This is a genomic window from Vibrio sp. V12_P9A6T4, assembly GCF_963874835.1.
Taxonomy (GTDB): Bacteria; Pseudomonadota; Gammaproteobacteria; order Enterobacterales; family Vibrionaceae; genus Vibrio; species Vibrio anguillarum.
The window spans coordinates 75094-97893 of the sequence record NZ_CAWNJO010000126.1 but is presented as its reverse complement, the minus strand read 5'-3'; the positions used below and the strand labels follow the sequence as shown (position 1 = coordinate 97893).

22 protein-coding genes and 1 pseudogene are annotated in these 22800 nt (G+C 44.2%); 19 read left to right on the top strand and 4 right to left on the bottom strand.

Annotated elements, in window-relative coordinates; translation table 11 throughout:
• From AACQ42_RS17550 to AACQ42_RS17520, 7 genes and pseudogenes are all read left to right on the top strand, one after another.
• Positions 1-120 (top strand): annotated as a pseudogene (locus AACQ42_RS17550) (NADH:ubiquinone reductase (Na(+)-transporting) subunit F); the annotation flags it as partial.
• A 180-nt stretch (positions 121-300) separates the two neighbouring features.
• Positions 301-1308, top strand: coding sequence for an FAD:protein FMN transferase (locus AACQ42_RS17545; RefSeq protein WP_094166238.1), 1008 nt, complete (start codon positions 301-303; stop codon positions 1306-1308).
• 8 nt (positions 1309-1316) lie between these two features.
• Positions 1317-1550, top strand: a complete 234-nt coding sequence (gene nqrM, locus AACQ42_RS17540) for a (Na+)-NQR maturation NqrM (RefSeq protein WP_094166237.1) — start codon at positions 1317-1319, stop codon at positions 1548-1550.
• Positions 1551-1666: 116 nt separating this feature from the next.
• Positions 1667-2731, top strand: coding sequence for a DNA polymerase IV (gene dinB / locus AACQ42_RS17535; RefSeq protein ID WP_094166236.1), 1065 nt, complete (start codon positions 1667-1669; stop codon positions 2729-2731).
• Between the two features lie 142 nt (positions 2732-2873).
• Positions 2874-3617 carry a YggN family protein gene (locus tag AACQ42_RS17530; RefSeq protein ID WP_013856181.1) on the top strand — a complete coding sequence of 248 codons (744 nt, stop codon included), beginning with the start codon at positions 2874-2876 and terminating at the stop codon, positions 3615-3617.
• A 65-nt stretch (positions 3618-3682) separates the two neighbouring features.
• On the top strand, positions 3683-5239 hold the full coding sequence (locus AACQ42_RS17525; protein WP_176429727.1) for a diguanylate cyclase: 1557 nt from the start codon (positions 3683-3685) through the stop codon (positions 5237-5239).
• A 126-nt stretch (positions 5240-5365) separates the two neighbouring features.
• Complete coding sequence (locus tag AACQ42_RS17520) at positions 5366-6721, top strand: sodium-dependent transporter (protein ID WP_064625823.1); 1356 nt, start codon at positions 5366-5368, stop codon at positions 6719-6721.
• Positions 6722-6827: 106 nt separating this feature from the next.
• Here AACQ42_RS17520 and AACQ42_RS17515 read toward each other — a convergent pair whose 3' ends face one another.
• The 4 genes from AACQ42_RS17515 to AACQ42_RS17500 all read right to left on the bottom strand — a co-directional run bounded on the left by AACQ42_RS17515 (position 6828) and on the right by AACQ42_RS17500 (position 10998).
• A complete protein-coding gene (locus tag AACQ42_RS17515) occupies positions 6828-7925 on the bottom strand; it encodes a succinylglutamate desuccinylase/aspartoacylase family protein (RefSeq protein ID WP_088729107.1) in 1098 nt (365 codons plus the stop codon).
• On the bottom strand, positions 7885-8790 hold the full coding sequence (gene rimK, locus AACQ42_RS17510) for a 30S ribosomal protein S6--L-glutamate ligase (RefSeq protein WP_010320145.1): 906 nt from the start codon (positions 8788-8790) through the stop codon (positions 7885-7887). Before rimK ends, AACQ42_RS17515 begins: the two co-directional genes overlap by 41 nt.
• Positions 8790-9230: an ATP-dependent zinc protease family protein gene (locus tag AACQ42_RS17505; RefSeq protein WP_017049719.1), complete on the bottom strand. Its 441-nt coding sequence runs from the start codon at positions 9228-9230 to the stop codon at positions 8790-8792. The genes rimK and AACQ42_RS17505 overlap by 1 nt, the downstream gene beginning before the upstream one ends.
• 295 nt (positions 9231-9525) lie before the next feature.
• Positions 9526-10998 carry an aminoacyl-histidine dipeptidase gene (locus tag AACQ42_RS17500; RefSeq protein ID WP_017046587.1) on the bottom strand — a complete coding sequence of 491 codons (1473 nt, stop codon included), beginning with the start codon at positions 10996-10998 and terminating at the stop codon, positions 9526-9528.
• A gap of 886 nt (positions 10999-11884) precedes the next feature.
• Between AACQ42_RS17500 and AACQ42_RS17495 the strand changes: the two genes are divergently transcribed.
• From AACQ42_RS17495 to nusB, 12 genes are all read left to right on the top strand, one after another.
• Positions 11885-13180 (top strand): NCS2 family permease, encoded by a 1296-nt coding sequence (locus AACQ42_RS17495; RefSeq protein WP_019282317.1) that lies wholly within the window; start codon positions 11885-11887, stop codon positions 13178-13180.
• Positions 13181-13219: 39 nt separating this feature from the next.
• A complete protein-coding gene (tet(34), locus tag AACQ42_RS17490; RefSeq protein WP_010320141.1) occupies positions 13220-13684 on the top strand; it encodes an oxytetracycline resistance phosphoribosyltransferase domain-containing protein Tet(34) in 465 nt (154 codons plus the stop codon).
• Positions 13685-13772: 88 nt separating this feature from the next.
• Positions 13773-15020, top strand: a complete 1248-nt coding sequence (gene frsA, locus AACQ42_RS17485; RefSeq protein ID WP_094166235.1) for an esterase FrsA — start codon at positions 13773-13775, stop codon at positions 15018-15020.
• Positions 15021-15120: 100 nt separating this feature from the next.
• The gene (crl, locus tag AACQ42_RS17480) at positions 15121-15510 is read left to right on the top strand and encodes a sigma factor-binding protein Crl (protein WP_026027640.1); all 390 of its coding nucleotides are present in this window, start codon (positions 15121-15123) and stop codon (positions 15508-15510) included.
• A 122-nt stretch (positions 15511-15632) separates the two neighbouring features.
• Positions 15633-16772 carry a glutamate 5-kinase gene (gene proB / locus AACQ42_RS17475; protein ID WP_038148735.1) on the top strand — a complete coding sequence of 380 codons (1140 nt, stop codon included), beginning with the start codon at positions 15633-15635 and terminating at the stop codon, positions 16770-16772.
• A gap of 13 nt (positions 16773-16785) precedes the next feature.
• Complete coding sequence (locus tag AACQ42_RS17470; RefSeq protein ID WP_094166234.1) at positions 16786-18036, top strand: glutamate-5-semialdehyde dehydrogenase; 1251 nt, start codon at positions 16786-16788, stop codon at positions 18034-18036.
• Positions 18037-18167: 131 nt separating this feature from the next.
• Positions 18168-18617: a transcriptional regulator NrdR gene (gene nrdR, locus AACQ42_RS17465; RefSeq protein ID WP_010320136.1), complete on the top strand. Its 450-nt coding sequence runs from the start codon at positions 18168-18170 to the stop codon at positions 18615-18617.
• A 6-nt stretch (positions 18618-18623) separates the two neighbouring features.
• Positions 18624-19721 carry a bifunctional diaminohydroxyphosphoribosylaminopyrimidine deaminase/5-amino-6-(5-phosphoribosylamino)uracil reductase RibD gene (ribD, locus tag AACQ42_RS17460; protein ID WP_094124762.1) on the top strand — a complete coding sequence of 366 codons (1098 nt, stop codon included), beginning with the start codon at positions 18624-18626 and terminating at the stop codon, positions 19719-19721.
• Between the two features lies 1 nt (position 19722).
• Positions 19723-20379: a riboflavin synthase gene (locus tag AACQ42_RS17455; protein WP_010320134.1), complete on the top strand. Its 657-nt coding sequence runs from the start codon at positions 19723-19725 to the stop codon at positions 20377-20379.
• An 88-nt stretch (positions 20380-20467) separates the two neighbouring features.
• Complete coding sequence (gene ribBA, locus AACQ42_RS17450) at positions 20468-21577, top strand: bifunctional 3,4-dihydroxy-2-butanone-4-phosphate synthase/GTP cyclohydrolase II (protein ID WP_013856195.1); 1110 nt, start codon at positions 20468-20470, stop codon at positions 21575-21577.
• Between the two features lie 208 nt (positions 21578-21785).
• Positions 21786-22256 (top strand): 6,7-dimethyl-8-ribityllumazine synthase, encoded by a 471-nt coding sequence (gene ribH / locus AACQ42_RS17445; protein WP_026027639.1) that lies wholly within the window; start codon positions 21786-21788, stop codon positions 22254-22256.
• On the top strand, positions 22256-22723 hold the full coding sequence (gene nusB / locus AACQ42_RS17440; RefSeq protein ID WP_013856197.1) for a transcription antitermination factor NusB: 468 nt from the start codon (positions 22256-22258) through the stop codon (positions 22721-22723). The genes ribH and nusB overlap by 1 nt, the downstream gene beginning before the upstream one ends.
• Positions 22724-22800 lie beyond the last annotated feature (77 nt).

Here is a 22800-nt window from a genome sequence, read left to right as displayed (position 1 = left end):
CCTGAAGATTGTGAATACTACATGTGTGGTCCACCGATGATGAATGCGGCTGTGATTGGCATGCTGAAAAACCTTGGTGTAGAAGATGAGAACATCCTTCTTGATGACTTCGGTGGTTAATTCACTGAAGTAAGTAAAATCCATGGCTGGCTCTGATGAGTCAGCCATTGTTTTTTCCAAGTTTTAGTTTTGCCTTGTGGCTTTGAATTCCAACTCAGTTAACATAGAAAATAGGTGTAGGAATTTCTTTTCTATAACCACTTATTTTCTATATTCACTTTCATTTTTAGGAGTAAACAAGTGAAAAAATGGCTTGTTGCGTTAGCTTCTCTATTCATCTTAGCGGGTTGTGAAAAATCGGTTGAGCAAGTTCATCTCAGTGGCCCTACTATGGGCACGACTTACAATATTAAGTACCTGAAAGCTGAAGGTATCCCTAGCTCTGAGGCTCTCCAAAAGGAAGTTGATCGGTTATTGGAAGAAGTGAACGATCAAATGTCGACCTATCGTAAAGATTCCGAGCTCAGCCGTTTTAATCAATATCAAGGAACGGAACCTTTTACAGTCTCTTCTCAAACCGCAACCGTGGTGAAAGAAGCGCTGCGTCTTAACGGTCTTACTTTAGGTGCATTGGATGTCACTGTTGGTCCTTTGGTTAACCTATGGGGTTTTGGCCCTGAAGCTCGTCCTGATGTGGTGCCAAGCGATGCTGAATTGGCTGAGCGTAAAAACAATATAGGTATTGAGCATCTTAGCGCAACCGACACTACGTTAAGTAAAGATCTTCCTAATCTCTATGTGGACCTTTCAACTATTGCGAAAGGATGGGGAGTCGACGTGGTCGCTGACTACATTCAATCACAAGGCATTGCCAATTACATGGTTGAAGTCGGTGGTGAGATGCGCTTAAAAGGCGTAAATCGAGAAGGCGTAGCTTGGCGAATCGCCATAGAAAAACCGACAGTTGATGAACGTACCGCTCAAGAGATCATTGTACCTGGAGATCTGGCAATTGCCACTTCAGGTGATTACCGCAATTATTTTGAGCAAGATGGTGTGCGTTATTCTCACATTATCAATCCAATCACTGGAAAACCCATCCATAATAAAGTGGTATCGGTTACCGTTTTGGACGCATCTTCAATGACGGCAGATGGCCTAGCGACTGGATTAATGGTACTAGGAGAGACGAAAGGTATTGAGGTTGCAGAGCAATACAATATTCCTGTGTTCATGATTGTGAAAACAGAACAAGGTTTTGAAGAGATTGCCTCCAGCGCATTTAAGCCATTTCTAAATAAAAAGTGAGTTAAGTTATGAATACTTTTTTCATTACATTCAGTGTATTTCTGTGTGTCATTGCCGCGATGGCGGTTGGCTATGTCTTTCAAAAGAAAGTAGTCAAAGGCAGCTGTGGTGGATTAGGTGCTGTTGGCATTGAAAAAGTGTGTAATTGCCCAGAGCCTTGTGATGCACGTAAAAAACGCGAAGCTAAGGCCGCAGAAAGAGCTGAAAAGTTAGCGCATTGGGAAAAAGATCGTATCGCCTGAGCTACGATTAAAGAGCCTGTTTTGTGCAGGCTCTTTAATTTTTAAAAGCAATTCATTTCAATCCATAGAAACCAAGAATATACTGTTTATGTATACAGTCTTTTGATGGCTTTGAATTGGAAAATAAAATCAAAAAAATTATCCATATTGATATGGATTGTTTCTACGCTGCGGTAGAAATGCGTGATAACCCCGAATATAGGCATCGCCCTCTAGCCGTTGGTGGTCATGAAAAGCAGCGTGGTGTGTTAAGTACTTGCAATTATGAGGCGAGGAAATTTGGCGTTCGTTCCGCAATGCCGACTGCTCAAGCCTTAAAATTATGCCCCAATCTGCTGGTGGTTCCGGGGCGAATGTCGGTATACAAAGCTATCTCCATTCAAATCCGACAGATATTCGAACGTTATACTTCCATTATTGAGCCGTTATCATTAGATGAAGCATTTCTTGATGTGAGTGATTCACCGCTATGTCAAGGAAGCGCAACATTGATAGCTCAAGCCATTCGCCATGATATTCACAACGAACTTCAACTGACCGCCTCTGCAGGTGTAGCACCTGTAAAATTTTTGGCTAAAGTGGCCTCTGATATGAATAAGCCTAACGGCCAATTTGTAATACCACCCGATAAAGTACAGCAGGTGGTCGATTCATTGCCGCTAGAGAAAATACCCGGTGTCGGTAAGGTTAGTCTGGAAAAGTTGCACCAAGCGGGTTTTTATAAGTGTGAAGATATCAAGCTAACGGACTATCGAGAGCTACTTCGTAACTTTGGCAGATTAGGCGCTTCACTATGGAAGAAAAGTCATGGAATTGATAATCGCGAAGTCGTGACAGAGAGGGAGCGCAAATCATTAGGTGTCGAAAGAACATTTAGTCAAAATATCTCAAGTTATGAAGAGTGCTGGCAGGTGATTGAACATCATCTCTATCCAGAGATAAAAGCGAGGTTAGACAGAGCGAGTATTGATGGTTCGATTGTCAAACAAGGGATCAAAGTCAAGTTTGCCGATTTTCAACTTACGACGATTGAGCATCTTCATCCACAGTTAGAGCTCAATGATTTTCGAACCCTTTTGGAGAATATTTTGTTGCGGCAAAATGGGCGAGAAATTCGCTTACTTGGTTTACAGGTGATGTTAAAGCCAGAAATGCTCAATAAGCAGCTCAGTTTTTTTTAAATTAGTGAAACAAACTAACATTTATGTCATTAAATTGACGGTTTTTAGGTTGAAATCATTTATATTGCTAGCGAGAAATACTAACTCATCAAATATCCACACCTGATATGGTTAGTCATAAAACGATCGATGAGAGAAAACAATGAAAAAAGTAGTGTTAGTCACTTTAATGTTGTTGAGCTCCCCTTTGTGGGCAGCGCAGTGCCGAGTTGATGTTAACCATGAAGTTCACCTTGATGGTGATAAGGTTGAAATTCTCAAAACGAGCACCGACACTGTTTTGATGGATAAACAGAATAATCTCTATATCCGTGGTGAAAAGATGGAGCTCGATAGTGAGCAGAAAACGGCTCTTGAGCAGTATAGAGAAAGCATGAATGCTTCATTGCCTAAAGTAAAACAGATGGCGAGTGATGGCTTAGCGTTGGCGAATGATATTTTGGATGATGTTGCGAAAAGTATTGAATCTCCCAACGCCTTCGATAGCGCCAAGCAATCCATAGCCACTTTTTTTGCCAATATTGAATCTCGTTATTACAAAGATGGTGAGCTGGTTCTCCCTGCGCAGACTTTTGAATCAATGACGCAAACTTGGGCCGATGATTTTGAAAAAGCGAAAGCTTTATTTAACAAAGAGTTTATATCCGGCGCCTTCGATGCCCTTTCACTGAAAATGAGAGAAGAGGGTGGCTTAAACATCACAAAATTGACCGATACAATGGCGGACTTAAAAGTTAAGTTAGCCGAGCGAATTCAAGAAAACGCCGCCACAATTCAAAAAGAGAGTCGTGATTTTTGTGAGTCTCTTAATGATATGGTTGAGCAGGAACAACAACTGCACCAAAAAATACCAGTATTAAAAGATTATCAAGTCTTTACCATCTAAACTTAAAGAGCACATTCGGTGCTCTTTATTTGTGTCTATGATGTTAGGTTAATTTACTGGTATGGATGTTGTTTAATAATTTTAGTTTGAGACGGTTAACAGCATTAGTTTCAATAGCCTTCGTTGTGCTGTTTATTTTGTGCTATCTGCTATTTAAGTTTATGTGGTCTTATGATCGCGCCGTTGAAGATGCTCTTTCCTTGCAACGAGGTGAGGTTAACCGAGTTCGAACTGTTCTTAATATGCAAAAAACGGACATGGGGGCATCATTGGCTGATTATGCCGCATGGAATGAAATGGCCGATTTTATTGCTAAGCCTAATGATGATTTTATTCGCGACAGTATTGGTACTCACACCTTTGAATCCAAGTCATTAGACGGTATTTTTATTTTTAATCCAGATGTGCAATTAGTTTGGGGCCAGCGCTACGACTATGAGACTGGCCATGAAGCCAGTTATGATGCGATTCGATATAATTTTGGTGATATTTTAGCGGACGCGATGAAAGCACCAAAAGATTTCATCAAACCGAATCTCAGTTTTATCGTGATAGACGACAAACCTTTTATCGTTGCAACCTCTCGGGTTTGTAATAGTGACGCAAAGGAATGCGACAAAGGTTATTTACTTTTTTTAAAAAGGATCAGTGGACAGTTTATCAATGAGCTTGTGATTGCAACTGGGGTAAATGTGGAAGTGATGCTGATCAAAAGTCTTAATGATCAAACCGTTGCAGCGCTACATGAAGATAATATCTCTTACCTTGAAATGCTTGATTATCGCAATCGTCTTACTGTGTTGATTAAAGTAAGTCATACCGTTAAAGTCCCACCGTTTATTCAATGGCAGGAGCTGTCTGGGCTTGCTTCATTCTCTATCCTAATGTTTTTCTTGAACTTAGTTGTAGCGAATAAAGTAGTCAAGCCAATCAATGATGCCAATCAAGTACTGGATCAATTTAAAGCATCGGGTGGAAAGATGCCTAGTGAGCGATCCTTCATATCGAAGGAAATGAAAGAGTTTTCGCGTACGATGAACCAAATAGTATGGGAGCTGGAAACCAGTCGGCGTGAACTAAAATGGCAATCAGAGCACGATCCACTCACACGTATTGCGAACCGCCGTCGTTTAGAAAAGGTCTTTAAAAGCTATATTGTTGATTATCAATTTAGATATATCGTATTGTTTTTAATCGATATTGACTATTTTAAATTGTTCAATGATCACTACGGCCACTTAGAGGGTGATGAAGCATTGAAATCTGTTGCGACCAGCTTAAAAAAATTGGATTTTGGCGGTGAAAAACTGGTTGCTCGCTTTGGTGGAGAAGAGTTTTGTGTAGTTTTGGCGAGCGACATCGAAATTGATGGTCAAGCTTATGCTAAACGACTGATCGAATCGGTTGAATCACTGCGCATTACCCACCAATTTTCCCCGGCTAAGAAGACGCTTTCAATCAGCGTTGGAGGGGTTGAAATTGATACCCCACAGTTGAATCACTATCTAGATTTCTTTCATGTGGCTGATAGAGCACTTTATGCAGTCAAAGCACAAGGAAGAGGTCGTTATCTCGTGCAAAAATTCACCTCTAATCTCCCGTTAATATTGCCTGTTCAATAATCTTTACGCAGTAAATTCTGTTTATTTTTGCAATGCTTGTTTAATTAATACGCAGTGTAATTGCTCTATTTGATTGCCTGTATTACTGTACTAGCTAACTAGTCTATTGATATTTGTGTGAGTGGTATGACACAGTCTGATTCTCGTGAACATTTTGGTTCACGTCTTGGTTTTATTCTTGCGGCGGCGGGTGCGGCAGTTGGCCTAGGTAATATCTGGGGCTTTCCAACCCAAGCGGCAAGCAACGGCGGCGGCGCATTCTTATTGGTTTATTTGGTGATGATCATGGTCGTTGCCTTCCCTATGTTAGTGGTTGAAATGGCGATAGGCCGTTTTGGGCAAGCAAACCCTGTTGATAGCATGCGCTCATTAACGCCTCATCCACTAGGTAAAATGGTCGGTGGCTTTGTCGGTTGGATTGGTTTGAGTGTTCCGAGTGCGGTACTGGCGTTTTACAGCATCGTCGGTGGCTGGCTAATCTGCTTTTTACTCGGTGCGATGACAGAGTTATTGGGTTTTGTGGAAATCACAGCTTGGTTGAAAGGGTTTAGTGTTGAGCGTAACTTATTCGGAACCTTAGTGTTTTATATTTTGACGATTCTAATCGTGCAAGGTGGTGTTAAAGACGGGATTGAAAAATGGTCAACGCGTTTAATGCCTGCATTGTTTGTACTGTTTGGTGTGCTGTTTGTTTACATCATGATGCAAACTGGAGCGATGGAAGGTTTACAACACTATTTAGTCCCTGATTTTTCAAAGGTGTTTGACAGACATCTCTTACTGGCGGCAATGGGGCAAGGTTTCTTCTCATTAACCATTGGTGGCTGCTCGATGTTGATTTACGGATCTTATCTGAGTAAGCAAGAAAACCTGCCGAAGATGGCACTAAATGTGACTTTAGTTGATACCGCCGTGGCTTTCATTGCTGGCCTTGTTGTGTTGCCTGCGATGTTTGTTGCGATGCATAAAGGGGTGGAAATCTATGCCGCTGACGGTTCTTTACTAAATTCAGATACGCTCGTTTTTACCGTGTTGCCATTGATGTTTGATAGCCTTGGTTGGATGGGGCAGGTGTTTGCTATCGTATTTTTCACTTTACTGACGATCGCCGCGTTAACCTCTTCTATCTCTATGCTGGAATGCCCTGTAGCCTTAGTCAGCGAGCGTTTTAATACGAAACGCGCACCAACAAGCTGGGTATTAGGCGCGTTAATTGCGCTAGTCAGTGTCGTTATTGTTTATAATTTTGGTGCGCTATTTGGCTTAGTGGCAACGGTTGCGACGCAATATTTGCAGCCGACAGCAGCGCTGATGTTCTGCCTATTTGGCGGTTGGGTATGGCGTCGTCACTCGAAGGTCAAAGAGTTAGAGCAAGGTTTCCCTGAGTTCCAATTGGGTTGGTTTGGTAAAATCTGGCCTTGGTATGTGAAATTTGTCTGCCCTGTATTAGTGGCTACGGTGATTTGGGCTTCGTTCGGTTAATGAGTTACTTTCTTCATCCCACTCATGCTTAAACATAATAAAGCCCTTTGAATAAGGGCTTTATTATTGAACTTATGTGTCTCTATTGTTTAGAGTTATCGACTATTTAGACCATCGACGGTGGCATCAAGTGTCCCGTGGTCAGAGGTTCTAAATCGCTGTCTGCGACCTCTTCAATAAAATCGCCCACGACTTGCTCAACCATCTCATCGCTTTGCGAGAAGTAGGCGAGATGGAATACGGCATCCCCTTCATTAACAAGAGGCAGAGTTTGTTGGCCAATCACAATACCACCCTTATTGGCTCTTAATTCGACTTCAACATGACCAAGCGGTGAGTTGATATAGGCAAGCACTTGTCCTTTTTCGACCTTGTCACCAAGCGTCACCACAGTGCGCAAGATGCCATCGCTCTCGGCTCTGAGCCAACTGGTTGATTTTGCGATGATCGATGTCGGTACGGCCTTGCGACTTTTGCGCATCATACCAATGGCTTGCATGGTGCGTTTCACACCGACAATACCCGCATTGATGGCAATAGGTTCAAATTTTAGCGCTTCACCTGCTTCATAAGTTAATACTGTGATGCCTGATTTCTCTGCTTCACTTCTGAGCGAGCCATTACGCAGTGGAGAGTCGATGATCACTGGGGTTGCAAATGCTTGGGCAATACGCAAGGTTTCAGGATTAGTGAGATCGGCGCGGATTTGTGGCAAATTCGTGCGATGAATAGCACCAGTATGCAGGTCGATGATGTAATCACAACGTAAAGCGACTTGGGAAAAGAAAGTATGTGCAATGCGAGAGGCGAGGGAGCCAGTTTCACTTCCAGGGAAGCAGCGATTGAGATCGCGTCGATCAGGAAGGTAGCGAGATTTATGAATAAAGCCAAAGGCATTGACGATGGGGACAACAATCAGTGTCCCTTTTAGTTTTTGCGGGTCGATGGAGTTGATCAGTTGACGGACTATTTCAACGCCGTTCAGTTCATCACCATGGATGGCGGCATTGATCATTAAGGTTGGGCCAGTGGATATTCCATTAATGATTTCGATAGGAATAGAGAGCGGCGAGTGTGTATAAAGCTTAGCCGCTTCTAGCTCCATTGCCTTGCGCGTTCCTGGGGGAACGGAATCCCCCAGGAAATGAAATGCTGTGTTTTTCCTAACCTTTGCCACGTGTTTTTGTCCCTTTCGTTGCCGCATTTTTTTCAATAAATTCGACAATCAACCCGGCGATATCTTTACCAGTAGCGGCTTCAATACCTTCAAGACCTGGCGATGAATTGACTTCCATCACTAATGGGCCACGTTCCGATCGCAAAAGATCCACACCCGCAACATTGAGACCCATAATCTTCGCCGCATCGATAGCCGTCTTACGTTCTAGAGGGGTGATTTTTACCAAAGAGGCCGTTCCGCCGCGGTGTAGGTTAGAGCGAAACTCACCATCGGCACCTTGCCGTTTCATGGCTGCGATAACTTTGTCGCCAATAACGAAACAGCGAATATCGGCGCCACCGGCCTCTTTGATGTACTCTTGCACCATGATATTGGCTTTCAGGCCCATGAACGCTTCGATCACACTTTCTGCTGCTTTGCGTGTTTCCGCTAACACTACACCGATGCCTTGAGTTCCTTCAAGTAATTTAATTACTACCGGTGCTCCTCCGACCATGTCGAGTAAGTCTTTGACATCATCGGGTTTGCTGGCGAAACCAGTAATTGGCATACCAATGCCGCGACGAGACAATAGCTGCATTGAGCGAAGTTTATCTCTGGAACGGCTAATAGCCACAGATTCATTGACGGGATAAACCCCCATCATTTCAAATTGGCGTAATACTGCAGTACCGTAAAACGTAACGGATGCACCAATACGAGGAATGACTGCATCAAAACCCGCTAACTCTTCACCTTTAAAGTGAATTTCGGGTTTTTCAGAATTGATATTCATATAGCAACGCAGCCCATCAATCACTTTGACTTGGTGGCCACGGCTTTTACACGCTTCAATCAGACGCTTGGTTGAATACAACGAAGCATTACGTGACAGAATACCAATTTTCATTATTTGCTCTCCTCGAAAGCGATTAAAAACGATTTAGTTGGATTAACTAAAATTCGACGGTGCATTGCGGTGCGACCTAATAGCATACGAAAACCCATATTTTCGCGATTGGTTAACGTTATTTCAATGGGCCAAGTTTGGCCGCCCAAACTGACGTCTGATTGAATAACGTAACGTGACTCTTCATGGCCACCGGAATCACGGACGATTCGTTCATCAATGACTTTAGCTTCGCACACTGTGACCTTGTCATTATTGCGCTGCACAGGGTGGATCCAAAAGCGAACCCAAAGAGTCTCTTCCTTGGTGAAGCTCTCTACCTTAAATGCGTGTAAGCACGACGTGCGGGCTCCGGTATCGACTTTGGCATTAATTTGCTCAATACCTAACCCTGGAAGGCTGAGAGTTTCTCGCCATCCGACAATCATTTTTTCTTTCATCGCAGTTTCAATATTTTTGGAGAATGTAAGACGCCGCTAAGGAGTAGCCGCATCCCCGATACAACTTTTAAATGGTGTTATCGCTTGAAGAGAGTGTGGTGAATAACTCTAGGAACTTCAAGGGGGCGAACTCTAGCAGTCACAAAAAATGTGCGCTAATGAAATTAATTTGCCTTATCGATAAAATTAATTGATAGAAAAAGAGGTAAGGATTGATGCCGAATTCCGCTGCCAAAGCAAGATATTCATCAACTTGCTATTACACGCTGGTTGAAGAATTCGACATCAGAGTGGGTTAAACTTTCGCTGGAATATGCTCTAGTAGGGCAACCATTTGCTCCCAGAAAAGGTCGACTGTGTCGATCTTCACTTTCTCATCCGGTGAGTGAGGGAATTTAATGGTTGGGCCAAACGAAACCATATCCATTTCTGGGTAAGGTTTTTTGAAAAGACCACATTCTAGACCAGCATGGATCACCATGATATTCGGTTTATGACCGTAAATACCTTGGTACATGTCTCTGAAAATAGCCATGATCTCTGAATCGGCATCTGGTTTCCAGCCCGGATAAGCACCAGTAAAGGCAATTTCCGCATTCGCTAGCTCAGCAACGGATTTGAGCATGCTTTCAACCTGTTGGCGACCTGAATCAATCAGAGAACGAATAAGGCATAACACAGTCACAGAGTTTTCTTGCGTGGTAATCACACCGACATTCAATGAGGTTTCAACCACGCCTTCAATTTCATCGCTCATCCGGATCACACCGTTTGGACACGCGTTTAATGCGGCAATAAAACGTTGTTGATCAACAAGAGCGAAGACATTTTCTGCATTTTCTTGCGGGTTGTTGAAAGTGACAATTCCTGTTTCGACGCGTCCAAGCTCTTCTTTCACTAGCTGGGTATAGGTGCTAAATAGCTCATCCAGTTTTACCCCATTTTCGGCAGGAATGGCCACGGTGACAAACGCTTCTCGAGGAATGGCGTTACGTAGGCTACCACCGCGAAACTCGATCAAACGTAAATCAAGTTCTTGTGCGTGACTAGCAAGAAAGCGAGCCAGTAGCTTGTTAGCATTCCCACGGCCAGTATGGACGTCACATCCAGAGTGACCTCCTTTTAACCCTTTCAAAATCAATTGATGTGTTACGTAACCAGCAGGCATGGCTTGTCGTTGGATATTAAAAGTCATTGCGCCATCAATACCACCAGCACAGCCCATATATACTTCGCCCTCTTGTTCTGAATCAGTATTGAGCAGGATCTCTCCTTCTAACCAACCCGCTTCAAGGCCGAAAGCACCAGTCATACCCGCTTCTTCATCAATCGTCAGTAACACCTCAATAGGACCGTGCTTGAGCTCTTTTGACGCAAGAACAGCCAAACATGCAGCCATACCCATGCCGTTATCGGCACCTAAAGTGGTTCCTTTGGCCGTTACCCATTCGCCATCGATATACGGTTGGATAGGGTCCTTAGCAAAGTCGTGCTGCGTGTCTTCGTTTTTTTGCGGCACCATATCAATATGAGCTTGTAGAACCACACCTTTCTTATGTTCCATGCCAGCTGTCGCTGGTTTTTTTATGAAAACGTTGCCGGTTGGATCTCGGCGTACCGCTAAACCCTGCTCTGTCGCCCACTGGATGATGTGTTGGGCTAAGGCTTCTTCATGCTTAGACGGGTGAGGAATGGAACAGATTTTATCGAAAAATTGCCATACGGGTGCCGATGACAATTTACTGATTTCAGAATAGAACTCAGACACGGAATACTCCTTTTATTCGAGCTTGCCAGATCATGAACAGGCGAAATGTTTCTTTGGTAGCAATATCGACTAGATCTGAGCATGACTTGTAGTGGTGGACAGCATACCACTCTCGACAATCAGCGAGTAGCCTCACCGCTTGAGAATTGTTTTATTGGTGTCACATTAAATCGACTGTAGCGTATAGAAGAGATGACACAATCGGCGATGAGATTCTTCCCCTTACCGCCTAATAATCATTTTTTGCTGATATTTGTGTAATTTAATTACCTAAATCTGTTGATGTAGATCATTAAAATAAAATTATGTGATTTTTATCACTCTAAATATTGTAATTTAATTTCTTGGTGGTATATTTGTAACCAACTTCGAAAGCGAAGAAAAAATGCTCAAAGGATGAGTCCGTTTATCGCCTCCATGGAACCGAGAAATCAAATTTATGTTCAATTGATTTTATAAGGTGATAGTTATGAAAGGTTTACCATCTGCAATGTTCTGGACAAACAAGTCTGTTTACACTGGCAACTTTGCTTACCCAACAAGCTTTGGTTATTAAGACTTTAAGCATGTTATTTGAACTGTATGTTCACCCCCTAGATATTGGAATTTTTTTGTAGTCAGTTTGGCTAAAATGATTCGCCGCCACCTCAGATGAGGTGGCGTTTTTTTATCTCAATGTTCAGCACTTCCTTTACGGCTCAATGGCAATACGATATGGAAATCCGCTTTTTCTTTTTGAAGAAATGAAGCGCGACTAGGTTCATAAGCCATTAATAAAAGCATATTACAGCCTTAATTCTATCTGGAATTTGTGATCTGATCTCTCTATAATCCACAGCCAATCGATTACGCAACCGTTTACTTTTTACCCTTATAGGACTCGATCATGCTCGAAAGGCTATTTAAACTTAGTGAATATGGCACAAACGTGCGCACTGAGGTTATCGCAGGAATAACGACATTTCTCACGATGGCATACATTATCTTTGTTAACCCTGCGATCTTAGCGGATGCCGGCATGGACCGTGGTGCAGTATTTGTTGCTACGTGTCTTGCGGCGGCTATTGGCTGTTTCATCATGGGCTTTGTCGCCAACTACCCAATTGCGCAGGCTCCGGGTATGGGGTTAAACGCATTTTTTACTTACGCCGTTGTGCTCGGCATGGGATATACATGGCAAGTTGCGCTGGCGGCGGTATTCGTTTCTGGTGTGCTGTTCATTTTTCTTAGTATCTTTAAAATCCGTGAGTGGATCATCGGTTCGATTCCGATGTCATTACGAACGGGGATCTCGGCCGGTATTGGACTTTTTCTTGCCTTTATTGCCCTGAAGAATGCAGGCATTGTGGTTGATAACCCTGCAACTTTGGTTTCTGTCGGCGCAATTACTTCTCTTCCTGCTGTACTCGGTGCGATAGGTTTCTTCCTGACGATTGCTTTGGTTCATCGTGGTTTAAAGGGTGCCGTAATGATCGCGATTCTTGCGGTTACTGGCCTTGGTTTAGTGTTTGGTGACGTTCAGTGGCATGGCATTATGTCGGCACCACCAAGTATTGCGCCAACTTTTTTGCAGCTTGATTTCTCCGCCATTTTTGAAGTGGGTATGATCTCAGTGGTGTTTGCGTTTCTGTTTGTCGATCTATTTGACACGGCTGGCACCTTAGTTGGCGTGGCGCAAAAAGCAGATTTGATTGGTAAAGATGGTAAAATTCCACGTCTAAATAAAGCATTGCTTGCCGATTCTACCGCTACGTCAGTCGGTGCCCTGCTAGGTACATCAAACACAACCTCTTACATTGAAAGTGTGGCGGGTGTTGCTGCTGGCGGGCGCACAGGGCTGACTGCAGTCGTTGTTGGCATTTTGTTCTTACTTGCATTATTCTTCTCGCCATTAGCTGGAATGATCCCTGCGTACGCTACGTCTGGTGCATTATTTTATGTGGCAATTTTGATGCTTTCTGGTTTGGTCAGTATTGATTGGCGCGATTTAACAGAAGCGGCTCCTGTCGTCGTTACCTGTTTATTAATGCCGCTGACATTCTCTATCGCAGAAGGTATTTCTCTTGGTTTCATTGCTTATGCGGCTATCAAACTATTTAGTGGCAAAGGGCGCAGTGTATCGATGAGTGTGTGGGTGATGTCAGCCATCTTCATCTTTAAGTATATCGCCTCTGCAATGTAATGAACGACACAGATTATTTAAATAATTAGGTTTACAACAATGAGCAATAAATTCGTTATCACTTGGGACAACATGCAGACTTACTGTCGTCAATTGGCAGAAAAACAGATGCCTGCAGAGCAATGGAAAGGTATTTGGGCGGTGAGCCGTGGTGGTCTGGTTCCTGGTGCCATATTGGCGCGTGAATTAGGTATTCGCCATGTCGATACGATTTGCATTTCAAGTTACGATCATGATCATCAGCGTGACATGACAGTGATCAAAGCACCTGAAGGTGACGGCGAAGGTTTCTTAATTGTTGAAGATTTGGTCGATAGTGGTGATACCGCACGTAAGCTACGTGAAATGTATCCTAAAGCGAAATTGATTGCGGTGTGTGCGAAGCCTTCTGGCGTAAGCTTGTTAGATGATTATGTTGTGGATATTGCTCAAGATACGTGGATTGAGCAGCCATGGGATATGACGATTCAATACGCAGAACCGATTAACCGTAAACAAAAGTAATGCTTTTCTTGCGTTTATTTGAAAATGGCCCTTTATCGGGCCATTTTTTTTATTACTATTAGAGCACCGCTCTCAATTGAATCGACTTATGTCTGAATCTAACAGCCAAAATCTTTCTGAAACCTTGTTCCAGAAACACAAGCAAGCTCAAGAAACCTCGGCATTAATTCGCTATATGCCAAGTAGCCAAGAAATTTTGGATCTTAAAAAACAACAAGAAGGGTACGTTTGGTATCGAAATCTCAGGCGTTTACAGTGGATATGGCAAGGTGTTGATCCTGTAGAGCAAGAAGAAGTTCTCGCCCGCATTGCCTCTTCGAAACATTCGCGAACCGAAGCGGATTGGTTAGATACGGTTATGGGCTATCACAGTGGTAACTGGGCATACGAGTGGACTAAGCTGGGTATGCGTCACCAAAAGCGCGCTAATGACAAGCAAGACGAAGAGGCGGCCAATGAACTTTTTTCCGCGTCGCTCTGCTTTAGCATTGCTGGTTATCCGCATCTAAAAAATGATAATTTATCCTTGCAGGCACAGATACTGTCAAACAGCGCTTATAACGAAGCGGCCAAATTGACTCGTTATGTGATTAAGCAGATTGAAGTACCCTATAAGAACAAAAAAATAGTCGCTAATTTGCATTTGCCCAATACCGATAGGCCTCATCCGGTCGTTTTGGTTAGTGCCGGTTTAGACAGTTTGCAGACGGATATGTGGCGTTTGTTTAGAGATTATCTCGCGCCTAGAGATATTGCGATGTTAACCATTGATATGCCCTCCGTAGGTCATAGCTCCCATTGGCCTTTAACTGAAGATTCTTCATGTCTGCATCAAGCCGTACTCAATGAACTGGAAAGCTTGCCTTGGGTTGATCATCGAAAAGTGGGGCTTGTTGGATTTCGATTTGGTGGTAACTCTATGATCAGGCTCTCTTTTCTAGAGCAAGATAAAATCAAGGCTTGTGTTTCATTAGGTGCACCTATCCACGATATTTTAGCTTCGCCAGAAAAATTGAAAAAAATGCCCAAAATGTATATTGATGTGCTGGCGTCTCGTTTAGGTAAAGACGTGGTGGATATTAATAGCCTTGCTGGGTTGATGCGAGCGTGGTCACTGAAAGTGCAAGGTTTTTTAACCAGTAGGCGAACTAAAGTTCCGATTTTGGCTTTAGGATTAGAAGGTGATCCCATTTCACCCTATTCAGATAATCAATTAGTTGCAATTTTTAGTGAATATGGCAAAGCGAAACAGATAAAAAGCAAAACAATTACACAAGGATATGAGCAATCCCTCGATTTAGCGATAAAGTGGTTAGAAGATGAGCTATTTAGGTGACTTTTCTACTAAATTAGTTAAGCATGATATTGGTATGCGGTAACAAGCATATGATTAATAAAAATAATGATCGTTCTTAACATTGAAATGGAGAGTCAATATGTCAGAAATGACCCACACCCCGACTCATTATCGCTTATTGTCTGCTTTAAAAGCTATTGGACCTTATTTACGAGAAGGCCAATGTCGTGAGGATCACTACTTATTTGATTGCCTTGCGTCTTGCGTTAATGACAAAAAATCCCCAGAAAAACGAGAGTTTTGGGGCTGGTGGCTGGAACTTACTAAGAAAGAATCAGGGTTTGAGGCTAAGTATCATACAGGACGTTACAACTTAGCTGGCGCGTGGGATGCCGACGCGATTCCTAAATCCGTATTTTCTGAAGTCAAACGTACCCAAGAAGAGTTTCATGCCAAACTGGTAGCGAGTCTCTATGAGCGCTTTGAATTGAGTGTTGAGATTGCACAAGATTCCGCTGAATTCGTCTGATTTTCGTTATCCCCTTACCCTCGTGATGAAAAAGGTGCTTTTTAGCACCTTTTCTACTTGTGAATTATTGCTTTGATTGCTAAAACATCAGCTCTTATGTGTTTTCCATTTCAGAAGAAATCATGACAACGAATCAACAAAGCGGAAAAGCGGTGCAACTTCAAACAATCGTTGTGAAGCTAGGAACCAGTGTATTAACCGGTGGTACTTTGGCGTTAGATAGAGCTCATATGGTTGAGCTTGTCCGTCAATGTGCTGAACTGAAAAAGCAAGGCCACTCAGTGGTGATTGTATCGTCGGGCGCAATTGCCGCTGGTCGAGAACACTTAGGTTACCCCGCACTCCCCAACGCAATGGCTAGCAAACAGTTGCTTGCTGCGGTTGGGCAGAGTCAACTGATTCAAGCATGGGAATCTCTTTTTGCCATCTATGGGATTAAAATAGGTCAAATGCTACTGACTCGTGCCGATCTAGAAGATCGTGAGCGTTTTTTGAATGCACGAGATACCATTAATGCTTTGGTCGAGCACGATATTATTCCCGTCGTCAACGAAAATGATGCAGTGGCAACCAGTGAAATCAAAGTGGGCGACAACGACAATTTGTCAGCCCTGGTCGGTATTTTATGCGGTGCCGATAAACTATTGCTGCTCACTGACCAAAAAGGGCTCTTCACCGCAGACCCGCGTAAAGATCCTAACGCTGAACTAATTAAAGAAGTCAAAACCATTGATGATACCTTGCGTAAAATCGCTGGGGGTAGTGGTACTACGCTTGGCACCGGAGGTATGGCAACTAAGCTTCAGGCCGCTGATATTGCTCGTCGTGCAGGGATTGAAGTCATTATCGCCGCAGGGCGTGCCAGCAACGTTATTTTTGATTCTTTAAGTGATGCGCCGCAAGGCACCCGTTTCTTGCCATGTACCGAAGCGTTAGAAAACCGCAAACGCTGGATTTTAGCGGGTCCTGCCGCTTCTGGTGACATTGTCATTGATGGCGGAGCCGTCAACGCTGTAGTCGCGAATGGCAGTAGCTTATTAGCGAAAGGGGTAGTGAATGTCAGTGGTACTTTTGCACGTGGTGAAGTGGCGCGAGTAACCGATAAACAAGGCGTATTAATTGCCCGTGGCATCGCCGCTTATTCCAGCCAAGACTTAGCCAAAATCGCGGGCAAACACAGCAAAGATATCGGAGGCATTTTAGGTTACGATTATGGCTCAGAAGTCATTCATCGCGATGATCTTGTTGTGATCCAAGAATAGTAAGGAAAAGAAAGTGGATTTAACCATAATGGGTAAAGCCGCCAAACAGGCCGCTTTCCAGCTCGCTACCGTTTCAACGACACAAAAAAACAATGCATTAGCGATCATTGCCGATGAACTGGAGGCGCAGAGCGCCGCGATTTTAAAAGCGAATGCTCAAGATATCGGACTGGCCCGCCAAGCCGGGTTGAACGATGCCATGCTTGATCGCCTATTGCTCAATGAATCGCGCCTGCAAGCCATTGCTAATGACGTGCGTAATGTGATTAATCTCAATGACCCTGTCGGTAGTGAAATCGATAGCCGAGTGCTTGAAAACGGATTGTCATTGTCTCGCCGCCGAGTACCGTTAGGTGTGGTGGGCGTTATTTATGAAGCGCGTCCGAATGTAACCATTGATATTGCAGCACTGTGTTTAAAAACGGGTAACGCCAGTATTTTACGGGGAGGGAAAGAGACCTTTTTCTCCAATATGGCGCTAGTCAACGTTATTCAATCGGCGCTAGAAAAAGCGCAACTTCCAGCGGCTGCGGTGCAGTATATTGAAAAACCGGATCGCGAACTGGTTTCACAGCTGCTCAAGCTGGATGAATATGTTGATATGATCATTCCGCGCGGCGGCGCTAGCCTACATAAAATGTGCAAAGAAAACAGCACGATTCCGGTGATTATTGGTGGTTTTGGCATTAGCCATATTTTTGTTGACCAATCGGCGGATCTGGACAAATCAGTCGAGGTAATTGAAAACGCCAAAATTCAGCGCCCTTCTGCGTGCAACGCACTGGATACTTTGCTGGTTCATCAAGCGATTGCGAGTGAATTTTTGGCAAAACTGGTGCTACGACTTAATGATCAAGTGACCTTCGTTGTTGAGCCAAAAGCCCAAGCCTGCATGAGCCATGCGAAACAGTTGAGAGAGGCCGTTGAAGGCGATTTTGACACCGAATGGCTAAGTTACACTTTGGGCGTCAAAGTGGTCGATGACGTGCAGCAAGCGATTGAACATATGCGTGAACACAATGCAAGCCATTCGGATGCGATCATGACAAATGACCTATTTAATGCAGAGCTGTTTATTAATTCAGCGGGCTCTGCTGCAGTGTATGTCAATGCTTCGACGCGTTTTACCGATGGGGCTCAATTTGGTTTAGGTGCTGAAGTGGCCGTTTCGACCCAAAAATTGCACGCTCGCGGGCCGATGGGCTTAGAAGAGTTGACCAGTTACAAGTGGGTTGGCAAAGCCAATTACTTATCACGCCGTTAAGTTCTTTTCGTTATGGATAACGCAAAGTGTGGTTGTTAACAAAATAGAGATTGAAAAGGGGCTGATGCCCCTTTTGCGTTCAACTTGCGTACTAATTCCGGTACACTGATGCTCATTGCTATGGAGGTGATATGCATTGTCCTTTTTGTTCAGAGAACGATACCAAAGTGATTGATTCTCGTCTTGTCGCAGATGGCCATCAAGTGCGCCGTCGCCGTCAATGTTTGGCATGTAATGAACGTTTTACCACGTTTGAATCGGCCGAGCTCTTGATGCCAAGAGTCATCAAATCAAATGGAAATCGTGAACCGTTTAACGAAGATAAAATGGTCGGTGGTATACAGCGAGCATTAGAAAAACGCCCCGTCAGCGCCGATGCGATTGAGCTTGCAATCAGTATGATTAAATCTCAGTTGCGAGCTACTGGTGAGCGAGAAGTCCCAAGTAAAATGATTGGTAACTTGGTGATGGAGCAGCTCAAAGTACTCGATAAAGTCGCTTACATCCGCTTTGCCTCCGTGTATCGCAGTTTTGAAGATATTCGTGAGTTTGGTGAAGAAATCGCGAAGCTGGAAGATTAATCGCTTATGTTTACTCCTTTTGATTATCAAATGATGTCGCGAGCCATTGAGCTTGCCAAAGGTGGCGTTTTTACCACTCAACCTAACCCCAATGTCGGCTGCGTGATCACTCAAGGAGAGCAGATTGTTGGTGAAGGTTTTCATGCGCGTGCTGGTGAGCCGCATGCCGAAGTGCACGCCTTACGCATGGCAAAAGAGCAAGCGCAAGGCGCTACCGCTTATGTCACTTTAGAGCCTTGCTCGCATCATGGCCGTACACCGCCTTGCGCTGAAGGCTTGATTAACGCCAAAGTGGCGAAAGTGATTTGCGCAATGCAAGATCCGAATCCTCAAGTCGCTGGGCGTGGTATTCAAATGCTGCATGACGCTGGGATTGAAGTCGAAGTCGGTTTGTTAGAAGCGGATGCCATCGCGCTCAATCCGGGTTTTATTAAACGCATGACAAGTGGGATGCCCTTTGTCCAATTGAAAATGGCCGCAAGTCTTGATGGACAAACGGCACTCAATAATGGTCAGAGTCAATGGATCACTTCAGCGGCCGCGCGGCGAGATGTGCAAAAATTTCGCGCCAAAGCGGGTGGGATTTTATCGACCAGCAAAACAGTGATTGAAGATGATGCTTCATTGACTGTGCGTTGGGATGAACTGCCTCCATCAGTGCAAGTGAACTACCCACAACATCAGTTACGCCAACCAGTGCGAGTCATTCTTGACAGGCAAAACCAACTCCATGATGGTCTAAAGCTGTATCAACATTCCGGTGAAGTATTGGTGCTTGGCACTGAACATACGTCATTGCTCAATAGCAACCAGACACAATTTGAGTTAGCGGATACCTTAGCTTATTTAGCTGAGCAGTCACAAATGAATCATCTCTGGGTAGAAGCTGGTGCCACACTGGCTCGTTCACTGATCCAAGCCCAATTGGTCGATGAGATCATTTTGTACTTAGCGCCTAAAATCATGGGTAGTGATGGTCGGGGGCTATTTGGTGCTTTGGGGCTATCTTCCATGGCGGATACGCTAGAGTTAATCATCAAAGATGTACGACAAGTTGGGCCGGATATTCGGATCATTGCCGTACCTAAAATAAAAGATAAATAGCATGTTTACAGGAATTATCGAGGCGGTAGGTACACTTGCCGCGATTACGCCCAAAGGTGAAGACATCAGTGTGACCGTGAAAGTCGGTCATCTTGATATGAGCGATGTCAAACTTGGTGACAGTATTGCCACAAATGGTGTCTGTTTGACCGTGGTAGATTATAACAGCACTCAATATACAGCGGATCTCTCACTAGAAACGCTCAACAAAACCGGGTTTGCTCACTATCAAGTTGGTGACAAGGTCAACCTAGAAAAAGCCATGTTGCCCACCACTCGTTTTGGTGGACACATTGTTTCTGGGCACGTTGACGGTGTTGGTGAAATCATTGAACGTAATCCCGTTGGTCGTTCGATAGAGTTTTGGGTAGCGATCCCACCGGCATTGAATAAATACGTGGCTGAAAAAGGCTCAATTACAGTAGATGGTATCAGCCTCACTGTGAATGATTTAAGAAAGAATGCCTTTAAGCTGACCATAGTGCCTCACACTTCTGCCGAAACGACCATTGATGCGTTTCATGTTGGGCGTAAAGTGAATTTGGAAGTGGATGTGCTCGCGCGTTATATGGAGCGTTTGCTGCAAAACCAGCAAGATGAAGAGACACCAGAGTCAAAAATTAGCTTAGCATTTTTACAACAAAATGGTTTTGCGTAAACCGCGCATTGTCCCATGCCACCACGGTCGTGGATAAAGCTAAGTCAGGGACTGTGCGGAAAATAGTTCAGCGATAGGAAAATAGAGTATGCCAATAAGTACCCCGCAAGAGATCATTGAAGATATTCGCCTTGGGAAAATGGTCATCTTAATGGATGACGAAGATCGTGAGAACGAAGGTGACTTGATCATGGCCGCCGAGCACGTTACTCCTGAAGCGATTAATTTTATGGCTAAATTTGGTCGTGGCCTGATCTGCTTAACCATGACTAAAGCTCGTTGTCAGCGTTTAGGCTTGGCTCCTATGGTGCAGGATAATAATGCTCAATACACCACCAATTTTACCGTCTCGATTGAAGCGGCCGAAGGCGTAACCACCGGCATTTCAGCGGCCGATCGAGCCGTGACGGTACAAGCTGCGGTGGCGAAAGAGGCGAAAGCTTCAGACTTAGTGCAACCTGGGCACATTTTCCCACTGGCTGCGCAAGAGGGGGGCGTTTTAACTCGCGCTGGACACACGGAAGCCGGTTGTGATTTAGCGCGCCTTGCGGGATTAGAGCCCGCCTCTGTGATCGTCGAAATTTTAAATGATGATGGCACCATGGCGCGTCGCCCTGATCTTGAAGTGTTTGCCGAGCAACATGGTTTAAAACTCGGTACGATTGCTGATCTGATTGAATACCGTAACAATACGGAGACGACCATTGAGCGTGTTGCACAGTGCAAGTTGCCGACAGAATACGGTGAATTTGAACTGATCACTTACCGCGACGTGATTGATAATCAGATCCACTACGCATTGCAAAAAGGCACATTGGATGGTCAAGCGCCATTGGTGCGAGTTCATCTGCACGATACCTTTACCGATTTACTGCGTAGCGATCGCAATGCTGAACGCAGTTGGACTTTAGATAAAGCGATGCAGCGTATCGGCCAAGAGGGCGGCGTATTGGTCATTTTAGGTAATGAAGAGTCGAGCGACTTATTGATCCATCGCGTTAAAATGTTTGAGCAACAAGACAAAGGCCAAGCGCCTACTTTAGCGAAAAAACAAGGTACTTCACGCCGTGTGGGGATTGGTTCACAAATTCTGGCGGATTTAGGTGTTCGTGATATGCGTTTACTCTCTTCAGCCAATAAAAAGTATCACGCTTTAGGCGGTTTCGGCTTGAATGTGACTGAGTATGTTTGCCAATAACGTCATCTCGTTTTAGCGCTTAGAACCTAAGGTCACATTTAAAAATACACCGTAATAAAACCAATAAAGGAAGCCCAACGCTTCCTTTATTATTTCGCTGATTAGCCGCTTGGTTTGCCGTCTAAGCCGAATTTCCATTAGATATTGCTCACAAAATTGTGCTAGAATCCGGCGATTCTCACTTGTTTATATAGTTAAAGGAAGGCTTATGAAAGTGATCGAGGGTGGTTTCCCCGCACCAAATGCAAAAATTGCTATCGTTATTTCTCGTTTCAACAGTTTTATTAACGAAAGCCTGCTTTCTGGTGCAATCGATACTTTAAAGCGTCACGGACAAGTTAGCGATGACAATATTACTGTTGTTCGCTGCCCTGGTGCTGTCGAATTACCTCTTACTGCTCAACGCGTAGCAAAAACGGGTAAATACGACGCTATCGTGTCTCTTGGCACTGTGATTCGTGGTGGTACGCCACACTTTGATTATGTGTGCAGTGAATGCAATAAAGGTTTGGCGCAAGTGTCTCTGGAATACAGCCTTCCAGTAGCATTTGGTGTTCTAACTGTTGATACCATCGATCAAGCCATTGAACGCGCGGGAACCAAGGCTGGTAACAAAGGTGCAGAAGCTGCACTAAGCGCGCTTGAGATGATTAACGTTCTTTCAGAAATCGATTCCTAATGGGGGCCAGTGTGAAACCAGCCGCACGTCGTAATGCACGTCAATTTGCGCTACAAGCAATTTATTCTTGGCAAATTACAAAAGAAAATGTTGCCACTATCGAAGAGCAATTCCTCTCGGGTGGTAAGTATGATGAAGAAGAGCATCATGCTGCTGAGCCAGCGTTAGCGGCTCCAGAAACCGACGTTGCATATTTCCGTGATCTACTCACGGGTGTAGTGCTAAGCCACACCGAGCTAGATAGCAAATTGCGTCCTTTCGTGTCTCGTCCAATGCAAGACTTAGACATGATGGAATTGGCGTTACTTCGTTTAGCCATGTACGAAATGACTCGTCGCGATGATGTGCCATATAAAGTGGTCATCAATGAGGCGATTGAGTTAGCAAAAGTATTTGCTGCTGAAGATAGCCATAAATTTGTGAATGGCGTGCTTGATAAAGCCGCCCCACATGTACGCAAAAAATAATAAGTCGTTTTAAAATAAAAGGTCAGCATTCGCTGACCTTTTTTATGACGGATCTTTCTCCGCGAAAGCCCTAAGCG